We start from the raw sequence: 15,877 nt of genomic DNA on the forward strand, positions 1-15,877 counted from the left end.
TTCTTTATGATTTTAGACTTCGACAAGCTTAGTCTGATCTATATTTTGTTTAATTAATAGTTTCTAAAGTTTCGCACTCGAAATGTTGCTTTTCCTTCTTCTTGGCAGGCTGTGTTTTAAGACCGCTGTTTTTTGCCTTTAAAAGCATAGTAGAAAGTTTATTTCTTTCTGCTGCAATAGATTTTCTCATAGCCTTATCTTTTTCAAGATCAAAATACACGGCTCCTTCGATTATAGTTTTTTCTGCTTTAGCATATATAGATAATGGATGATCTGTCCACAGTACCAAATCTGCATCTTTACCTATTTTAATACTTCCTATCTTGTCATCGATATGTAAAAGTTTAGCAGGATTAAGAGTTACAAATTTCAAAGCGTCTTCTTCGCTTACACCACCGTACTTAACAGATTTTGCAGCTTCCTGATTAAGACGGCGAGACATTTCTCCGTCATCACTATTAATTGCAGTAACTACCCCTTGTTTATGCATAATTGCAGCATTGTATGGGATCGCATCATTAACTTCGTATTTGTACGCCCACCAATCAGAAAAGGTAGACCCTCCAACACCATGTGCTACCATTTTATCTGCTAATTTATATCCTTCTAGGATATGAGTAAAAGTGTTAATTCTAAAATTAAATTTTTCGGCAACCTTCATTAGCATATTGATCTCACTTTGAACATAAGAATGACAGCTGATATAACGTTGACCGTTTATGATCTCTGCCAGGGTTTCCATTTCGGTATCCTTGCGATAGGGTTTACCACTGGTCTTACGTTTATGATATTCTTTTGCACGAGAAAAGTAATCTATATACAATTGTTCGACTCCCATTCTTGATTGTGGGAAACGGCTAAAACTTTGCCAGTTACTTTGTTTTACATTCTCGCCTAATGCGAATTTGATAAATTTGGGTGAATTTGGATAGATAAGATTATGAGCACTCTCTCCCCATTTTAATTTTATGATTGCAGAACGTCCTCCGATTGGATTAGCAGAACCGTGAAGTATCTGAATTGAGGTTACACCACCGGCCAGATTTCTATAAATATCGATATCATCTGGAGAAACAACATCTTCGATAGTTACTTCGGCAGAAGAATTATGTCCAGCTTCATTAATTGCTGCCGCAGCGATATGAGAATGCTCGTCAACAATACCAGAAGTAAGATGTTTTCCTGTAGCATCTATTATTTTGGCGCTACTATCATTAAGGTTTTTACCAATAGCAGTGATTTTACCATTTTTGACTAATACATCGGTCTCTGTTAAAATTCCGTCGGTTTCATTAGTCCAAACTGTTGCATTTTTAAATAGTAACGACTCTGACTTTGGTAATTGAGAGTTTCCATATGCTATATTAGGGTACACCACAGGAAGAACTTCGGGTTTTTCTTTTTTGTCGGTTGATTTTTTATCCTTTTTTTCTGAAGACTCTTCAGGTTTCTTTTTTACAGAAAAAGAAGTTTGTGCTCCATTAGGAAGAATAGCTTTACCGCTCCAAAAATTAGGAGCACCAGCAATACTGGATACAATCCTTGTATATTGCGTCTTAGTAGTGTCGGTATCAGTAAAAGTGATAGTTACCCAATCATTTTTATAGTTTATTTTGGATCCTAATTTTGTTTCTCCAAGTTTTATTTCGGTTTTAGGTTTTGTAGGTTTTCCAGAAATAGACATATCATAGGTCTTTCCGGCAACGGTTAGCGTATAGTTACCGTTAATATCGGTAACATTCATATCATTCACTATATTTTTACGACCCTGTACCCAGTTTTCATAAATGATATTGTCTTTTGAAAATAATTCGCTTTTAGTGATTAGAAAGTTGGCATAACTTCCTTTTTTTATACTTCCTAAAAGATTACTCTTTCCTAAAATCTGCGCAGGTACTGTTGTTAGAGCAGCAATGGCAGTTTTTGTATCCAGACCATACTCAATAGCTTTTATGATTCTATCTTTAAGATCTGCTATCTTTTTTAGTTTATGTGTAGTCAAAGAAAAGGTAATCCCATTTTTTGATAATACCGAAGGGTTTGTCGGGGCCTGGTTCCAATGTCTCATATCTCCAAGGCTTACCAAATTAGCCATAAAAGGATCTGAAACATCATAGGCTTCAGGAAAATCCAGAGGAATGATATACTTGGCATTAGTAGCTTTTACTTTGTCGATTCTGGCATATTCATCTCCACCGCCAACAAGTATATATTGTGTCTTAAATTGATCCCCAACCTTATCAGCTCTAAACCCGTTTATTCGGCTTTCAGCTTCAAAAATTTGAGGAAGGTTTTTATTTCTGTTTAAGGCTTCTAGTGATAGATCTTTGTTGGTTGCATTACCACCAGCATACCAATCGGCATCGTGATACATTTGTCTTAGAAGTGCCATAGCCCCCATAAGTGATGTAGGGTATATTTGTTTACTTTTATTACTCTTAGAAAAAGATAAGAATTGTGATGAACGATCACTTAATAATCGATCCCCTTCTGTACCTTCATTATTTAGAGCCACCAATAGCCCTGTTCCTCTTACAATGCCGTCGGGCATGTGTGTATTAAGTACTCCGAACCCTTCTTTTACATATTCTGTTGCTTTTTTGGCGTCATATTTAAATGATGTTAAAGCATTCGTTTCGGGACGAATGTGATCGTTCCAGTAGTACCCTTCTCGGGAAGCTTCGTATTGAGGATTACCACTAAAAGGACTTCCTCCTTTTCGTTTAGGTTTTTTGATACCAAAATTGGTAAACAGATCAATAAAAGAAGCATAGATATGCTTCCCCTTTAGGTCAATTATCACACTATTCGCAGGGGCTGCAATGGCATTCCCTACCTGTATAATCTTACCCTTTTGGATAACTAGAGTTCCATTTTTGATCTCGGTATCAGGTGTTGTGTGAATCGTTGCGTTTTTAAATACGGTGTAATTAGAATTGGTAGTGTTAACCCCATCATTTTTTGGAAAATAATCTTGAGAGTAAGAATTTAAAATTCCGAATATCACCGTAAGTGATAATAGAAGTTTTTTCATAAATGTAGTGTAAAAGTAAATTGAATCAGATTTAAAGATAATGGTTGAAATAAAAAGAGGTTGTTAATTAAGATTGTTTTAACATTAGCTATTACCCTATTAAATTTGTATTTTTAGAGTTATAACTATGTTGATTAACAATAGAATGTATAATAATGAAAAGTTTTTTTATTCTTTTTTTATGGATTGGTAATACTTTGATGATTGGTCAAACTAATATAAACAACGACTTTAATTCTAGTAATAACTTGGCATATGATACTACAAAAGTACTTAACGTATATAGTAGCCCTACTGGAAATAGCTATACCGAAAAATCGATAAAGGGACATAAATATTATGATGAGGAGTATAAAATAGCAGAGATTTATGTTGATGATAGGATGATTCATAAATATGCTATTCGTTATGATGCCTATCATGATCAAATTGAGGTTATAGAAAATGATAAAAAATTTGTGCTTTCTAAAGAAAATAAAATCCGGGTGGTTTTGAAAGGCTATGAATATGGGGTATTATTAAATAAAAAAGGAGTAGAAGAGTATTTTATTATTTTTAATAAGAACAAAGAAACTTCATTAGTATTAAAAGCAAGAAAAAAAATTGAGGATGCCAAAAAACCTCAATCAGGTTTTGAGAAATATAAACCACCGGCTTTTTATAGAGATTATTCTTATTTTATAAAAAACAATTCAGGTGATTTAAAGAAAGTAAGACTAAAAAAGAATAACATTCTTACTGCTTTGAAAGATAAAAAAGAAGCAGTTGAAAAATTTGCCTCTTCAAAGAAATTGAAGTTTAAAAAAGAATCAGATGTAATTAAGATTATAGATTACTACAATACATTGTAGTGCTATTTTAGAGTCTTGTCTTGCACTAATTTTAAGATAAAAATATAATTTCTACTATCCTTTCTATTTTAACTTCCAATAGAAACAGAATAAATACATTCAGAAACCTCAATTTAATAGAGGTATCATTTGCAAAGCAACAATTGATATAGCAAAGGTTGTTAATTAAGGTTTATTTAACAGGTAAGTTTTTTTTCTTGTAGACTTAATATTTACTTTATCTAATTGAATTAAAATTATGTTTCTTATGAAAAAAAATGTTGTTGTTCTTGGTTTATTTTTTCATCTTTTTCTTTTTAGTCAAGAAGTTCAGGTTAATACTGAATTAAATTCTGATGGTACTTCTACCGTCTTAAGTGCATATGCGAAACCTATTGTAACAAATTATTCTGAAGAATCTATTACGGGAAGTAAATACCACGAAGAAGAGTATATGATTGCTGAAGTATATCTTGATAATAAAAAAATTCATAAATGTGCTGTTAGGTATGACGCATATTCTGATGAAATAGAGGTTGCAGCAAACGATAAAAAATATGTATTGTCAAAAGGAGAAGGTATTAAGACTATTTTAAAGGACTATGAATATCAGAGGTTAGATCAAAAAGGGAATACTGGTTATTTTATAATTTTCAATAAAAATAAAGAAACTTCTCTGGTCCTAAAGGCAAAAAAGAAAATCAAAGAAGCGGTTGAACCTAAATCAGGTTTTGGAAATTATGTTCCTCCAAGTTTTATTAAAGATTATAAGTATTTTATAAAAAATAGAGCAGGGGATTTAACAAGGATAAAACTTAAAAAGAAAGATGTTTTAGGTATCTTAAAAGATAAAAAAGAAGAACTTGAAAAGTTTGCTGCTTCAAAGAAATTGAAATTTAAAAAAGAAGCAGATTTAGTTAAAATTATAAATTACTATAATACATTGTTATAATTACAACTTTGTCTTATAATAATTAACTAATAAAGCTACAACATAACTATAGGTCTCCATACCATCAGGTTGGTTATTAGCTTTTAAATAACTATCGTAAGTACTTTTAAAAATGGGTTCCAGGGGATTTTCAAAAGATTCCCAGAACTCATTTACTTCGATATAATTTCTTCTAATACCAGGTCTTAACTTTTCGATAAGACAGATTGCTTTTTCTTCATTACGAAGATAAAGATCGTTTAGGCAAAATTTTAAGGCAAAGGTAGCCCCACTATAATTAAAATATACATCATCATAATTCATTGTAGTCAATGCCGCTATAAAATTGGCTTCATTTTCTTTGGCAAACCCTAATTGATGTGCTTCTTCGTGACAACTAGTAGTAGGTGCCTTGTAATTGAGTATTAGTCCATTTACCTGCGCTTCATTGGTAATAGGATTTAAATACCCGCTAAAACCCATATAGGTAAGAGGAAGACTTAATATAGACGTTTTAATACTTTTAGGGTGATATTGTAATATAGGAAATATTTGATGTAACTGATCGTATGCAGGAACTGTTTTTTGAAATATTTCTTCTTTAGAATAGGGGATGTGTATCGGTAGAGAATCGTTAGATTCTAGTTGCAAATGCAAAGAATTGGCTTGAATTATTAATTTTTCTGAAACGGTAATTAGTTCTTCTTCAGTATATTCGTCATCTAATTCTAATATCTCATGTAGGGGTAATCTATAGTAATTCATTCCCCAAAGAATATGAAAACAAGCATACACAATAGATAAAGTAGCACCAATATCCAATACTACTTCTTTCCACAACAAACGCTTCTTAAATACTTTTTTAAATAAAAAACGTATTAGCATAATAATCAAAACACAATATAAAATGTCACCAAAAGAAAATGGAAGCCATCCAAATACATATCGCAAAGCCTTAGAGATATAAACAAACAAGCCGTTACTATAAAATCGTTCTATAACTTCGGGGAAAAAAGAAAGAATTTGAATCAGAATGATTTGAACGGGAAGTAATATGGTGAGATAAAGTTTTGTCTTAGATTGCATGGGATAAAGATATTTACAATTCTCAATTTAGAATGAAGAATTAAGAGTTTTTTAGTATCTATTCGTTTGATTCTAGAAACTTTGAGACTTTGATAGCACTATGCTTTGATACTTGATTTAAAATTTAGAATTTTGCTGCATATCTATAATATAAAGCTGTCAATATTTAAACATCAATTATGAATTCAGAAATAAGAAGCCTTGAGCCTAAAGTGATATGGAATAAATTTGCAGATCTTAATGCAGTCCCCAGACCTTCAAAAAAAGAAGAACGTGTCATTGCGTTTATGAAAAATTTTGGAGAATCATTAGGGTTAACTACCGAAATAGATAAGGTTGGTAATGTTCTAATAAGAAAACCAGCTACTCCGGGAATGGAAGATCGAAAAGTAGTGGTGATGCAGTCCCATCTGGATATGGTACATCAAAAAAATGCAGATACCGATTTTGATTTTGATACCCAAGGTATAGAAATGTATATCGATGAAGATTGGGTTAGAGCCAAAGGAACAACTCTTGGTGCCGATAATGGATTAGGAGTAGCTACTATTATGGCAGTTCTAGAATCTACAGATATAGCACATCCTGCTATCGAGGCATTACTTACCATAGATGAAGAAACTGGGATGACAGGTGCTATGGGATTAGAAGGAGGATGGTTACAAGGAGATATATTACTAAACCTGGATACCGAAGAAGATGATGAAATAGGAGTTGGTTGTGCCGGCGGAATTGATGTTACAGCAAAAAGAAATTACAAAGAAGAACCAGTTGCAGAGGGTAAAGTAGGATATACAATTGCTATTACAGGACTTAGTGGTGGGCATTCTGGCATGGATATTCATAAAGGATTAGGGAATGCTAATAAAATAATGAATAGACTATTGTTTGATGGTTTTGAGAATTTTGGTTTACAAATTAGTGAAGTAAAAGGAGGAAGCCTACGCAACGCAATCCCGAGAGAGAGCTTTGCGATAGTTGTAGTAGATGCAGTACAGGCAAAAGCTTTTGAATTCGAAATAGGTGAGTTGTCAAAAACAATCCAGAATGAGCTTTCTATTGCTGATCCTGATCTTACCATAGAAATTAATACTACTGATTTACCAGCGCAGGTAATGGAGTTAGGTGTTCAGGAAGGGGTAATAAAGGCGTTATATGCTGCACATAACGGAGTGTATACCATGAGTGCTTCAATCCCTGATCTGGTAGAAACTTCTAATAATATTGCTAAAATAACAATAGGACAAGGAGATATCACTATCGAATGTCTAACCCGTAGTAGTGTAGAATCTTCTAAGCTAGATCTTGCAAACAAGTTAAGAGCTACTTTTGAGTTAATAGGATGTGAAGTAATTACTAGTGGTGATTATCCTGGTTGGGCGCCTAATATGAATTCTCCAATTTTAAAAGTAATGGACGAATTGTATCAAAACCTTAATGGTGAAAAAGCACATGTAGCTGCCTGTCATGCAGGATTAGAGTGTGGTATCCTGGGGCAGAATTATCCAGATATGGATATGATATCATTTGGCCCAACAATCTTAGGAGCACATTCACCAGATGAAAGAACAAGCATCTCATCGGTACAGAAATATTGGAAATTCGTAAAAGAAATCTTAAAAGAAACTCCAAAGAAATAGTAGTCACCTTTTGACTATAACTGTTAATTAAAAAATTGATAGTATATAGACCTATCTTACTTATACCAGAATATGATATCTCGTATAAGTAAGGTAGGTCTTTCGGTTTATAGAAGTATACATTAAAAGCATTCTATAATAACCCTTTAATTCATTGTTGTAGAATTTTCTTATCATATTCACTTGAATTAATTACTTTTAAACTACAGTAGAAATCGACTCTAGTCTTTTTTTAATTATATAATTAGCATAAAATAGCTGTGCGTTACCTTAAAATAATAATGATAAAAAAAATAGTAGTAGTTCTAATTATAATGAGTATGTCGGGGTGTGGTAACTCACAAACCAATAAAAAAGCACATTCGGTTCTTGTAGATACAACAAAAATAATAGCTATAAATAACTCATATCCTAATAAAAAAGTAAACCTTTCTAATGATAAGCGACATAACATCGATGAAAGGAAAACTGAAATTAGTATTAAAAATAAGTCTGATTATTCAGAAAATTTCATTGAAGGACTCAAAAAATTAGGAGAGAAGAAAATTACACTTTCAGATAATCTGTTGATTTTAAATGATACAGATACAATTTATTTTCCAGAAACTCCAAAAATAAATCGTCGAATAACATTAACAGGTAAAAAGGGTAATCTTACTATTGCGGTTACAATTAAACGATTTAATTATACTACAGTCGATTATAGAATTGAGATAACAGAATTTGGTAAATCAAATCATAGCCAAAAAGGAAAAGCCGACATAGCTTCGAGTTTCTATTTTGGTGACGAATCTGATGAAAGTGAGAAAACCGGAGTTAGTTATTTTGTAACAGAATTTTCTGAGCTAAGAGAAAGTGATTGTTATACGTATATTCGACTTGGATACGAAAAAGAAACCGGCCCTTATTTACTTGGAAAAATAATAAAGAATTGTAATGGTAAACTATCGGATATAGATCTTGATAATTTTTCAACATTAATAGAAAAGTAGGATGTTTAAAAATGATAACAACCTGTCATAGGTACGTATTTATGAAGACAAGAAAATCATAAAAACTACAAATCATAATGCACTAGACGAAAAGATAGTATGAAAAAAAATAAAAAAATAAGTAGTGGCGTAAAAGTAGGACTTATAGCTATTACTATTAATATTATTACAGTTGCAGTTTATATCTACCAAACAAATCTAATGCAAAAAGAACAACATGCTTCGGTATGGCCTTATTTAGAATGGAGAATTATTTATAACCAGGATGATGGGGTAGTGTTAAAAGTTCGTAATAATGGCGTTGGTCCTGCAATAATTAACAAAGCAGCTATAAAATTGAATAATAAATCTGTTCCAGTGTTAGATTCCTTATTTTCTAAACTTCTCGGAACCACTCAATTTCCGCATCTGACAGCAGAAGTTCAAAATCGAGTCTTACCTGCAGGAGAATCAATAAATATGATAAAAGTTGTTGACCCAATATGGGCAGAACTTCTTTATGCAAAAGTAAACAAAAGTAATTTTGAAATGAAAATATGTTACGAATCGATCTATGAGGATCAATGGGTATGTACCGGGACTACAGTTAAAGAATCTAGATGTAATTAACCTTTTAATAGGTATGCTTTATTTTATTAGAAAATGAAACGAAAAATAAAAACTCCTCGATAGAAAATAAAAAACACAATCAAAATATTTTGTCATATGAAAGATACAGACGCACCAATTGTAGTAGAAGAAACTTATATGACGACCCTAGAAAATGTTTGGAAAGCCATAACAGAATTAGACCAAATGAAAAAATGGTTTTTTGAACAAATTGAATCGTTCGAAGCTAAAGAAGGATTTGAAACACAATTTGTTGTCGAGGTCGAAAACCGAAAATTTACTCACCTCTGGAAGATAACAGAAGTTATACCAAATCAAAAGATAAAATACAATTGGAGATATAAAGAATATAACGGAGATTCATGTGTAACATTCGAATTGTTTGAAAACAAGAGTCATGTTAAACTTAAGTTGACCACCGAAATAATACACAGTTTTCCATCAAACATTCCAGAATTTACAAGAGAGAGTTGTGTAGGGGGTTGGGAGTACTTTATCAAAAGTAGTTTAAAAGAATACTTGATGCCGAAAAAATAGATGTACAACAAAACCCTATTCCCAGAGATAACCAAGTCATTACTTAGGTTTATTAATATCTTAATGAATTATGGATAACAAAGAAATTAAAATAAGGCAGCTTGTAGAATCAGATAAATCACAATTAGCAAAACTTGCCAACAATAATAATATATCAAACAACTTAAGAGATTATTTTCCAAATCCTTATAACGAAGAGGATGCTAAATCCTTTATTAAGATGACAATGCAACAGGACCCTACAGTAAGCTTTGGGATAGAATATAGAGGAGAACTTTGTGGAGTTATATCACTGATACTACAAGATGATATGTATAGAAAATCGGCAGAAATTGGGTATTGGTTAGGAGAACCCTATTGGGGTAAAGGGATTACTACAAAGGCAGTAGACCAGATAACCAAATATGGATTTGAAAAATTAAACCTGATCAGAATATACGCAGGAGTTATTGAATATAATACAGCTTCGATGAATGTCCTCGAAAAAAGCGGATTTAAAAAAGAAGGAATATTCCAAAAAGCAATTGTTAAGAATGGTAAAATTTGGAATGAACATAGATATTATATCTTAAATAAAAAGATATAGTAGAAATTATTGCAATACGCAATGGATAAAAAAGTGTGATTTTAGATTTTGAAAAATGAAAATAACAGAGATTGAACTCAATAAAGAATACCTGATTACTAAACAAAGTAAGGATATAAGTTACTCTGATGTTTTTCAATTAAGAACAACATCGCTAAAAGAAGTGCCCAAACCAAAAGATTGTATGATAGCATTCTTTAAAGCATTCTCTCCGTTCTTTACAAAACTATTACTCTCTAGAGAGAAAATAGCCAAAAAATTAGGGCTGAAAACGGCAACTAAACTAACTCAAGTAGAAAGAGAAACATATTTGAACGAGTTTGAAGGCAATATAGGGGATAGTATTGCAATATTTGATGTGCTGGACAAGAATGATATAGAATTATTAACAGGACAGACAGATAAACATCTGGATTTTAAACTATCTTTTATTAGTTATGAAGAAGGGGATGACAAGATAATGGAACTAGCTACCATAGTAAAAATTCATAATACCTTAGGGAAAATATATTTCTTTTTGGTAAAACCGTTTCATCGATATTTTATGAAAAAGATATTTATGAAAATGGAAAAAGAATTGTTGTTCTTAGAAAAGAGAAATGAAGGTAAACAGGTGTCATAAATCTTTTTTTAACTGTTTGTCAGTGTGTCTTTTTTCTTCTCTACCCAGTATATTATTCCTAACGAGAGTGAACTAAGAATAAAAAAACCTATGATTAGTGGGATAGCCGAACCGTCGTAACTAAAACCAATTAGGATTCCAAAAGGAACAGAGATAAGTGTTGATAATGAGCCAACTATAGAGCTTCCAATGCCAGCAACAGCTCCCAAAGGTTCCATAGCTAGTGCGCTCAGGTTGCCAAACAAAATACCAATAGCGAATAAAGAAATTATAAAAAATATCATGATACTCAAAAAATTCAAGGAATGATATATACTTGATAATAAGAAGATAATCGAAGTCAAGCAAAGAATCACTAATGCTAATCGTACCATATGTTGCGCACCATAGCGTAGTACTACTTTTGCGTTTACTATAGAGGCACTTCCTATAAAAAGAGCAAGAATAGCAAAACAACCAACAAATAGATGATCATAATTATACGATTTAAAAATTTGTTGAACTGAACTTAAAAAACCTAGAAAAATACCAGAAACCAACCCAGCCATTATTGTATATCCTAAAGAAACTCTGTTGGTACAAATTTTAGAAATAATTGTAACAACTCTAATTACCGAAAATGGCTTTCGTTGCCCAATGGGTAGCGTCTCAGGTTGCCTAACCATAAACCATAATAGAACCACCAATGCAACTATGGTTAGCATTAGAAAAATATACCTCCAGTTCGCAAATAGTAAAATCCCTTGGCCTAATGCTGGAGCAATAGCTGGAACAATTATAAATATAGACATTACAAAAGACATAATTCTGGCCATGGCTGGACCTTCGTATTGATCACGAATTAGTGCTATACTGATTATTTTTGGACCAGATAACCCTATTCCCTGAAATAATCTACCAAAAAGCATATACTCTAAGTTTGTAGAAAAAAAAGAAACTAAACATCCAATAATGAAAATCAAAATTCCAAGGCATATTGAAGGTTTTCGACCAATAAAATCGGATAACGTTCCAAAAATTAGTTGGCCAATAGCAAGGCCAAGAAAGAGGATCGAAATAATTAATTGAGTATTGTTAGTGCTCTTTGTAGTTAAAGTATTTGCAATCTCATCTAAAGCTGGTAGTAATGCATCTATAGCTAAAGCTACTAAGGCCATCATGGTAGCCATAAGAGAAACAAATTCAATAATTGATAAAGAATACGTTTTGTTATTCATAAGATTATATTTTATAGTATGACAATGATACCACGAAATGAAATCTGAAGAGTTAGCTATATCACTCTATTATTTATGAATCTCAACCAGTTTCTTTTTTAATTCAGATGGAGTCAGTTTTGTATAGTTATTTATAAAACGATTATATGAATTTTGACTATCAAAGTTTAGCTGATAAGATATCTCTTTATGAGACAGTTCATTTACAGCCAAAAGACGTTTTATTTCTAATAGTAGATATTCCTGAATAATTTCTTTAGGAGATTTCCCAAGGCAATTTCCAATTTCCTTAGTGAGTTTATTAGTAGAAATATTCATTAATACAGCATATTCTTTTACCATTCTTTTATTTCTAAAATGCTTTTGCACAAGAGATGTAAACTGTAATACAATGTTGTTCTGGTGATTTACATCGTCTTGGTATTCTTGATTAATAAACTCATGTGTCTCAATTAATATCAAACTAACATAATTGAGAACTTTCTGAAAAGATAATTCATTTCCACTTTCGAAAACAACAAGCAATTTTTGAGTCAATACAAACAGTTCTTCATATTTTGAATTTGTGAGAATTAATTCTGTATAATTTTGAAGTAAATTCATCCATTCTAAATGAATAGATGAAAAATTTAATAATAAAAATTCTTTTGAAAACTGAATTGAAATCCCATTTTCATCTGGATTTCTTTTTAATAAATGTATCTGCCCGGGTGCTATAGTATACATTGTCTTCCCCTTGATTCTATAATCTTTGAAATCTATTTTTTGCTCCCCACCATTTGCATTAAAAAAGAAAAGAATTTCATAATAATTATGCCTGTGAATTTGATTAGCATCATAAGGGTTATCATGAGAAAGCATATCAACAACGATTCCTTTATTATATTTTCTGTTAATATCAAGTTGATGAGTTTTGAATTTCATAAAAAAAGGTGTGACATATTTACACTTAAAAACAGCAATAATATTACAAGTATATGATAATTTATTTGAACATATTTAAGAGCTTAATATCATGAATTCTAATGATACTATATGCTGTTTGGATAAAATAAAGAATAGTAGTCAATTTCAAAAAAACAATGTGTGTTCTATCCAAATAGTAGTATTTATGCTCCTGTGTAAAGTGCTTATATATAGAGGTGTAAGTATGGATGATGTTTTTTAAATACTTCAAAAAAAACATGAAAAATTTGTTTTAAAGAATAATTTAAGTACATTTACAGTGTACTAGATAACTAATACACTAACCATGATTCAAATTAAAGACTTACGGTTCTATTATCCAAAAAGCAAAATAATCCTTGATAATATCACTTTAGATTTTGCTCCGGGAAACATTTATGGACTTTTTGGTAAGAATGGTGAAGGAAAGAGTACATTAATGAAGATAATGGCCGGATTGTTATTTCCAAAAGCAGGTTATTATAGGGTTTTGGGTAAAGATATTTCAGGAAGAAATGTAAAATGTCTTCAGGAGATTTTTATGGTACCAGAAGATTTTGAGTTACCGAGACTTAAGATTTCTACCTATGAACAAGTAAATTCTCCTTTTTATCCCAAGTTTTCCCGAGATCAATTTTATAAACTAATAGAAGAGTTTAAGCTTTCTGCCGATGAAAATATATCAACTCTTTCTTTTGGTAATAAAAAGAAAGTACTTATTGCCTTTGGAATAGCAACAAATACGAAACTCTTACTTATGGATGAACCTACAAATGGGTTAGATATTCCATCAAAAAGTCAGTTTAGAAAGATTATGGCTCTGGCAGTCGATGAAGGAAAATGTATTATTATTTCTACTCATCAGGTTAGGGATTTACATAGTTTGATAAATCATGTAGTGATACTGGATCAATCGAAAGTAGCATTTAATCAGCCGCTTTCTAATATTTCTGAATATTTATGGTTTGGAAAACCTATGCGGGATGAAAAGGAGTCTATTATTTATTCTGAAACATCTTTTGGAGGAAAAGCTATGCTTTTTAGAGAAGATAGAGATGAGACAGAAGTAGATCTCGAATTATTATTTAATGCTGTTTTAAGCGAATCTAATAAAATTAATAATGCCTTAAATACATTTCATGATGGAACAATTTAATGTTAAGAGAATAGGCAGTTTTATATATAGAGATGTCATACTTCTTAAGGGAGCAATACTTACTACTTTATCTGTTGTAAGTGCTATTTTTTTTATTGTCTTTTTGTTTAGTTTACGAGGGGATCATCAGATTACGAGTGGTGAGTTTATGAGCATATTCGGTAAGTTTTACGTAGCATTAGGAGTACTATTTATTTTCTCGGTTTTTAAAGAAGCACATAACCAAAAATCGAATCATTTGTATTTTTCATTACCGGTTTCATCTTATGAAAGAATTGCAGCGGCCTGGCTTAGTACTTTTGTGATATATACTCTTGTGTTTTCAATTCTTGGTTTTTTAGTAGGACAAATAACAATTATACTAGGTAGTATGTTTTCTGAAACAAATTTCCATTTGTTGCCAATATTTTCAGAAAGCTACTGGCAGTTGGTTAAGGTGTATTTTGTTATACAGCCGGTATTTCTCTATGGCGCTATTGCATTTAATAAAAATAGAGTGGGGAAAACATTGCTTGTTGTTGTGTTATTTGTTATTGGGTTGATATTACTGAATATGATGCTTTTCGGGATGCTCAATTACGATTATGATGTGTTTTCTGGAGAAAGACTGGCTTCAGACGCATTTGATAAAACCGGGCAAGATTTCTCTGGAATAGGAAAAGGATTTTTTATGGGCATTTTTGCCCCATTAATGCTATTGGCAAGTTATTTTAAGATAGTAGAAAAGGAAGTTTAAGAATGGATTTTGATAACAGCAAACCTATTTATTTACAAATCGTAGATGTTTTCTACGAGAATATACTTGTAAAAAAATGGCAGGAGGGCGAAAGAATACCTTCTGTAAGAGAGATTGCTGTTATGGTAGAGGTAAACCCTAACACCGCGATAAGAGCTTTTACCTATTTGCAAGAACAAGAAGTAATCTATAATAAAAGAGGGATAGGGTATTTTGTTTCAGAAAATGGGTATAACAAGGTCCTCGATATTAAAAGAAAAGAATTTATGGAAGATCTTCTTCCTGATATATTTAAAAAAATGAGATTACTGGATATAAAATTTGAAGAAGTAAAAGACTCATTTAACCAATATCTAAATAATATAGATCATGAAAACAAGTAATTGGATTGTAATAGGTGCATTAGGAGTTGTTATTCTTTTTTTTCTGGCTTTTCAGTTTTCTATGCATGATAAAGTTAGGGAAGGAGAGTTACGAGAAAATGCAATTCAATATACAGGGAATATGATATCCGAAACAAGAAATGTTTCTGCATTTAACAAGATATCAGTTACTCATGGTATTGAAGTCTTTTTTAAACAAGATAGCGTAGCAGAAGTAAAAGTAGAGGCCTCAGAAAATTTGATGACCTATATCAAAACCGAAGTGAAGCATAATAAATTAATCATCGAAAAAACAAAAAGGGAAGAAAAAGGGGATACCGTGAGAATATTTGTTTCTAATCACCAGTTGGATTCACTACAAGTAGCCTCAGAATCATACTTTGAAACAAAAGGCACAGTTTCTGGAAAAGATTTAGTATTAAAATTTACAGATGACAGTAATGGGAATCTCGAATTGTCATATGAGTCGGTTAAATGCTCTGCCACTCCTGGATCTAATGTGAAATTAAAAGGAAATACAAATCAAATCGATTTCTCTAACTAATCAATAGAGAAGAAAATTAAATTACCATC

The 15,877-nt window shown here is 31.6% G+C and carries 16 protein-coding genes; 12 read left to right on the forward strand and 4 right to left on the reverse strand.

Annotated elements, in window-relative coordinates:
• Positions 1–49 precede the first annotated feature (49 nt).
• Positions 50–3,034, reverse strand: a complete 2,985-nt coding sequence (locus tag DK441_RS18525; RefSeq protein WP_109852000.1) for an amidohydrolase family protein — start codon at positions 3,032–3,034, stop codon at positions 50–52.
• Positions 3,035–3,189: 155 nt separating this feature from the next.
• Here DK441_RS18525 and DK441_RS18530 point away from each other — a divergent pair, with 155 nt between their 5' ends.
• Positions 3,190–3,885: a hypothetical protein gene (locus DK441_RS18530; protein WP_109852001.1), complete on the forward strand. Its 696-nt coding sequence runs from the start codon at positions 3,190–3,192 to the stop codon at positions 3,883–3,885.
• Between the two features lie 247 nt (positions 3,886–4,132).
• Positions 4,133–4,816: a hypothetical protein gene (locus tag DK441_RS18535; protein WP_160112171.1), complete on the forward strand. Its 684-nt coding sequence runs from the start codon at positions 4,133–4,135 to the stop codon at positions 4,814–4,816.
• On the opposite strand, the gene DK441_RS18540 is transcribed toward DK441_RS18535, so the two are convergent.
• Positions 4,817–5,881 (reverse strand): DUF3810 domain-containing protein, encoded by a 1,065-nt coding sequence (locus DK441_RS18540; protein WP_109852003.1) that lies wholly within the window; start codon positions 5,879–5,881, stop codon positions 4,817–4,819. It lies immediately after the preceding gene.
• A 179-nt stretch (positions 5,882–6,060) separates the two neighbouring features.
• Here DK441_RS18540 and DK441_RS18545 point away from each other — a divergent pair, with 179 nt between their 5' ends.
• The 6 genes from DK441_RS18545 to DK441_RS18570 all read left to right on the forward strand — a co-directional run bounded on the left by DK441_RS18545 (position 6,061) and on the right by DK441_RS18570 (position 10,867).
• On the forward strand, positions 6,061–7,521 hold the full coding sequence (locus tag DK441_RS18545; protein ID WP_109852004.1) for an aminoacyl-histidine dipeptidase: 1,461 nt from the start codon (positions 6,061–6,063) through the stop codon (positions 7,519–7,521).
• 281 nt (positions 7,522–7,802) lie between these two features.
• Positions 7,803–8,513, forward strand: coding sequence for a hypothetical protein (locus DK441_RS18550; protein ID WP_109852005.1), 711 nt, complete (start codon positions 7,803–7,805; stop codon positions 8,511–8,513).
• Positions 8,514–8,612: 99 nt separating this feature from the next.
• Entirely contained in the window at positions 8,613–9,122 is a 510-nt protein-coding gene (locus DK441_RS18555; protein ID WP_074408045.1) for a hypothetical protein, read from the forward strand.
• A gap of 96 nt (positions 9,123–9,218) precedes the next feature.
• Positions 9,219–9,659, forward strand: coding sequence for an SRPBCC domain-containing protein (locus DK441_RS18560; RefSeq protein WP_109852006.1), 441 nt, complete (start codon positions 9,219–9,221; stop codon positions 9,657–9,659).
• A 70-nt stretch (positions 9,660–9,729) separates the two neighbouring features.
• Positions 9,730–10,245 (forward strand): GNAT family N-acetyltransferase, encoded by a 516-nt coding sequence (locus tag DK441_RS18565; protein ID WP_109852007.1) that lies wholly within the window; start codon positions 9,730–9,732, stop codon positions 10,243–10,245.
• A gap of 55 nt (positions 10,246–10,300) precedes the next feature.
• The gene (locus tag DK441_RS18570) at positions 10,301–10,867 is read left to right on the forward strand and encodes a DUF2867 domain-containing protein (RefSeq protein ID WP_109852008.1); all 567 of its coding nucleotides are present in this window, start codon (positions 10,301–10,303) and stop codon (positions 10,865–10,867) included.
• 8 nt (positions 10,868–10,875) lie between these two features.
• Here the strand turns inward: DK441_RS18570 and DK441_RS18575 are convergent, their stop codons facing one another.
• Entirely contained in the window at positions 10,876–12,084 is a 1,209-nt protein-coding gene (locus tag DK441_RS18575; RefSeq protein ID WP_109852009.1) for a multidrug effflux MFS transporter, read from the reverse strand.
• 69 nt (positions 12,085–12,153) lie between these two features.
• Positions 12,154–13,008, reverse strand: a complete 855-nt coding sequence (locus tag DK441_RS18580) for an AraC family transcriptional regulator (RefSeq protein WP_109852010.1) — start codon at positions 13,006–13,008, stop codon at positions 12,154–12,156.
• A gap of 328 nt (positions 13,009–13,336) precedes the next feature.
• Between DK441_RS18580 and DK441_RS18585 the strand changes: the two genes are divergently transcribed.
• Genes DK441_RS18585 through DK441_RS18600 form a run of 4 tightly spaced genes read left to right on the forward strand, consistent with a single transcriptional unit; the run spans position 13,337 to position 15,848 of the window.
• The gene (locus DK441_RS18585; RefSeq protein WP_109852011.1) at positions 13,337–14,185 is read left to right on the forward strand and encodes an ATP-binding cassette domain-containing protein; all 849 of its coding nucleotides are present in this window, start codon (positions 13,337–13,339) and stop codon (positions 14,183–14,185) included.
• On the forward strand, positions 14,169–14,921 hold the full coding sequence (locus tag DK441_RS18590; protein WP_160112172.1) for a hypothetical protein: 753 nt from the start codon (positions 14,169–14,171) through the stop codon (positions 14,919–14,921). The genes DK441_RS18585 and DK441_RS18590 overlap by 17 nt, the downstream gene beginning before the upstream one ends.
• A gap of 2 nt (positions 14,922–14,923) precedes the next feature.
• Positions 14,924–15,304 (forward strand): GntR family transcriptional regulator, encoded by a 381-nt coding sequence (locus DK441_RS18595; protein ID WP_025666259.1) that lies wholly within the window; start codon positions 14,924–14,926, stop codon positions 15,302–15,304.
• On the forward strand, positions 15,291–15,848 hold the full coding sequence (locus DK441_RS18600; protein ID WP_109852013.1) for a GIN domain-containing protein: 558 nt from the start codon (positions 15,291–15,293) through the stop codon (positions 15,846–15,848). The genes DK441_RS18595 and DK441_RS18600 overlap by 14 nt, the downstream gene beginning before the upstream one ends.
• Positions 15,849–15,877: the final 29 nt, after the last annotated feature.

The sequence above is a fragment of the Aquimarina sp. AU58 genome (assembly GCF_900312745.1).
Lineage (GTDB): Bacteria > Bacteroidota > Bacteroidia > Flavobacteriales > Flavobacteriaceae > Aquimarina > Aquimarina spinulae.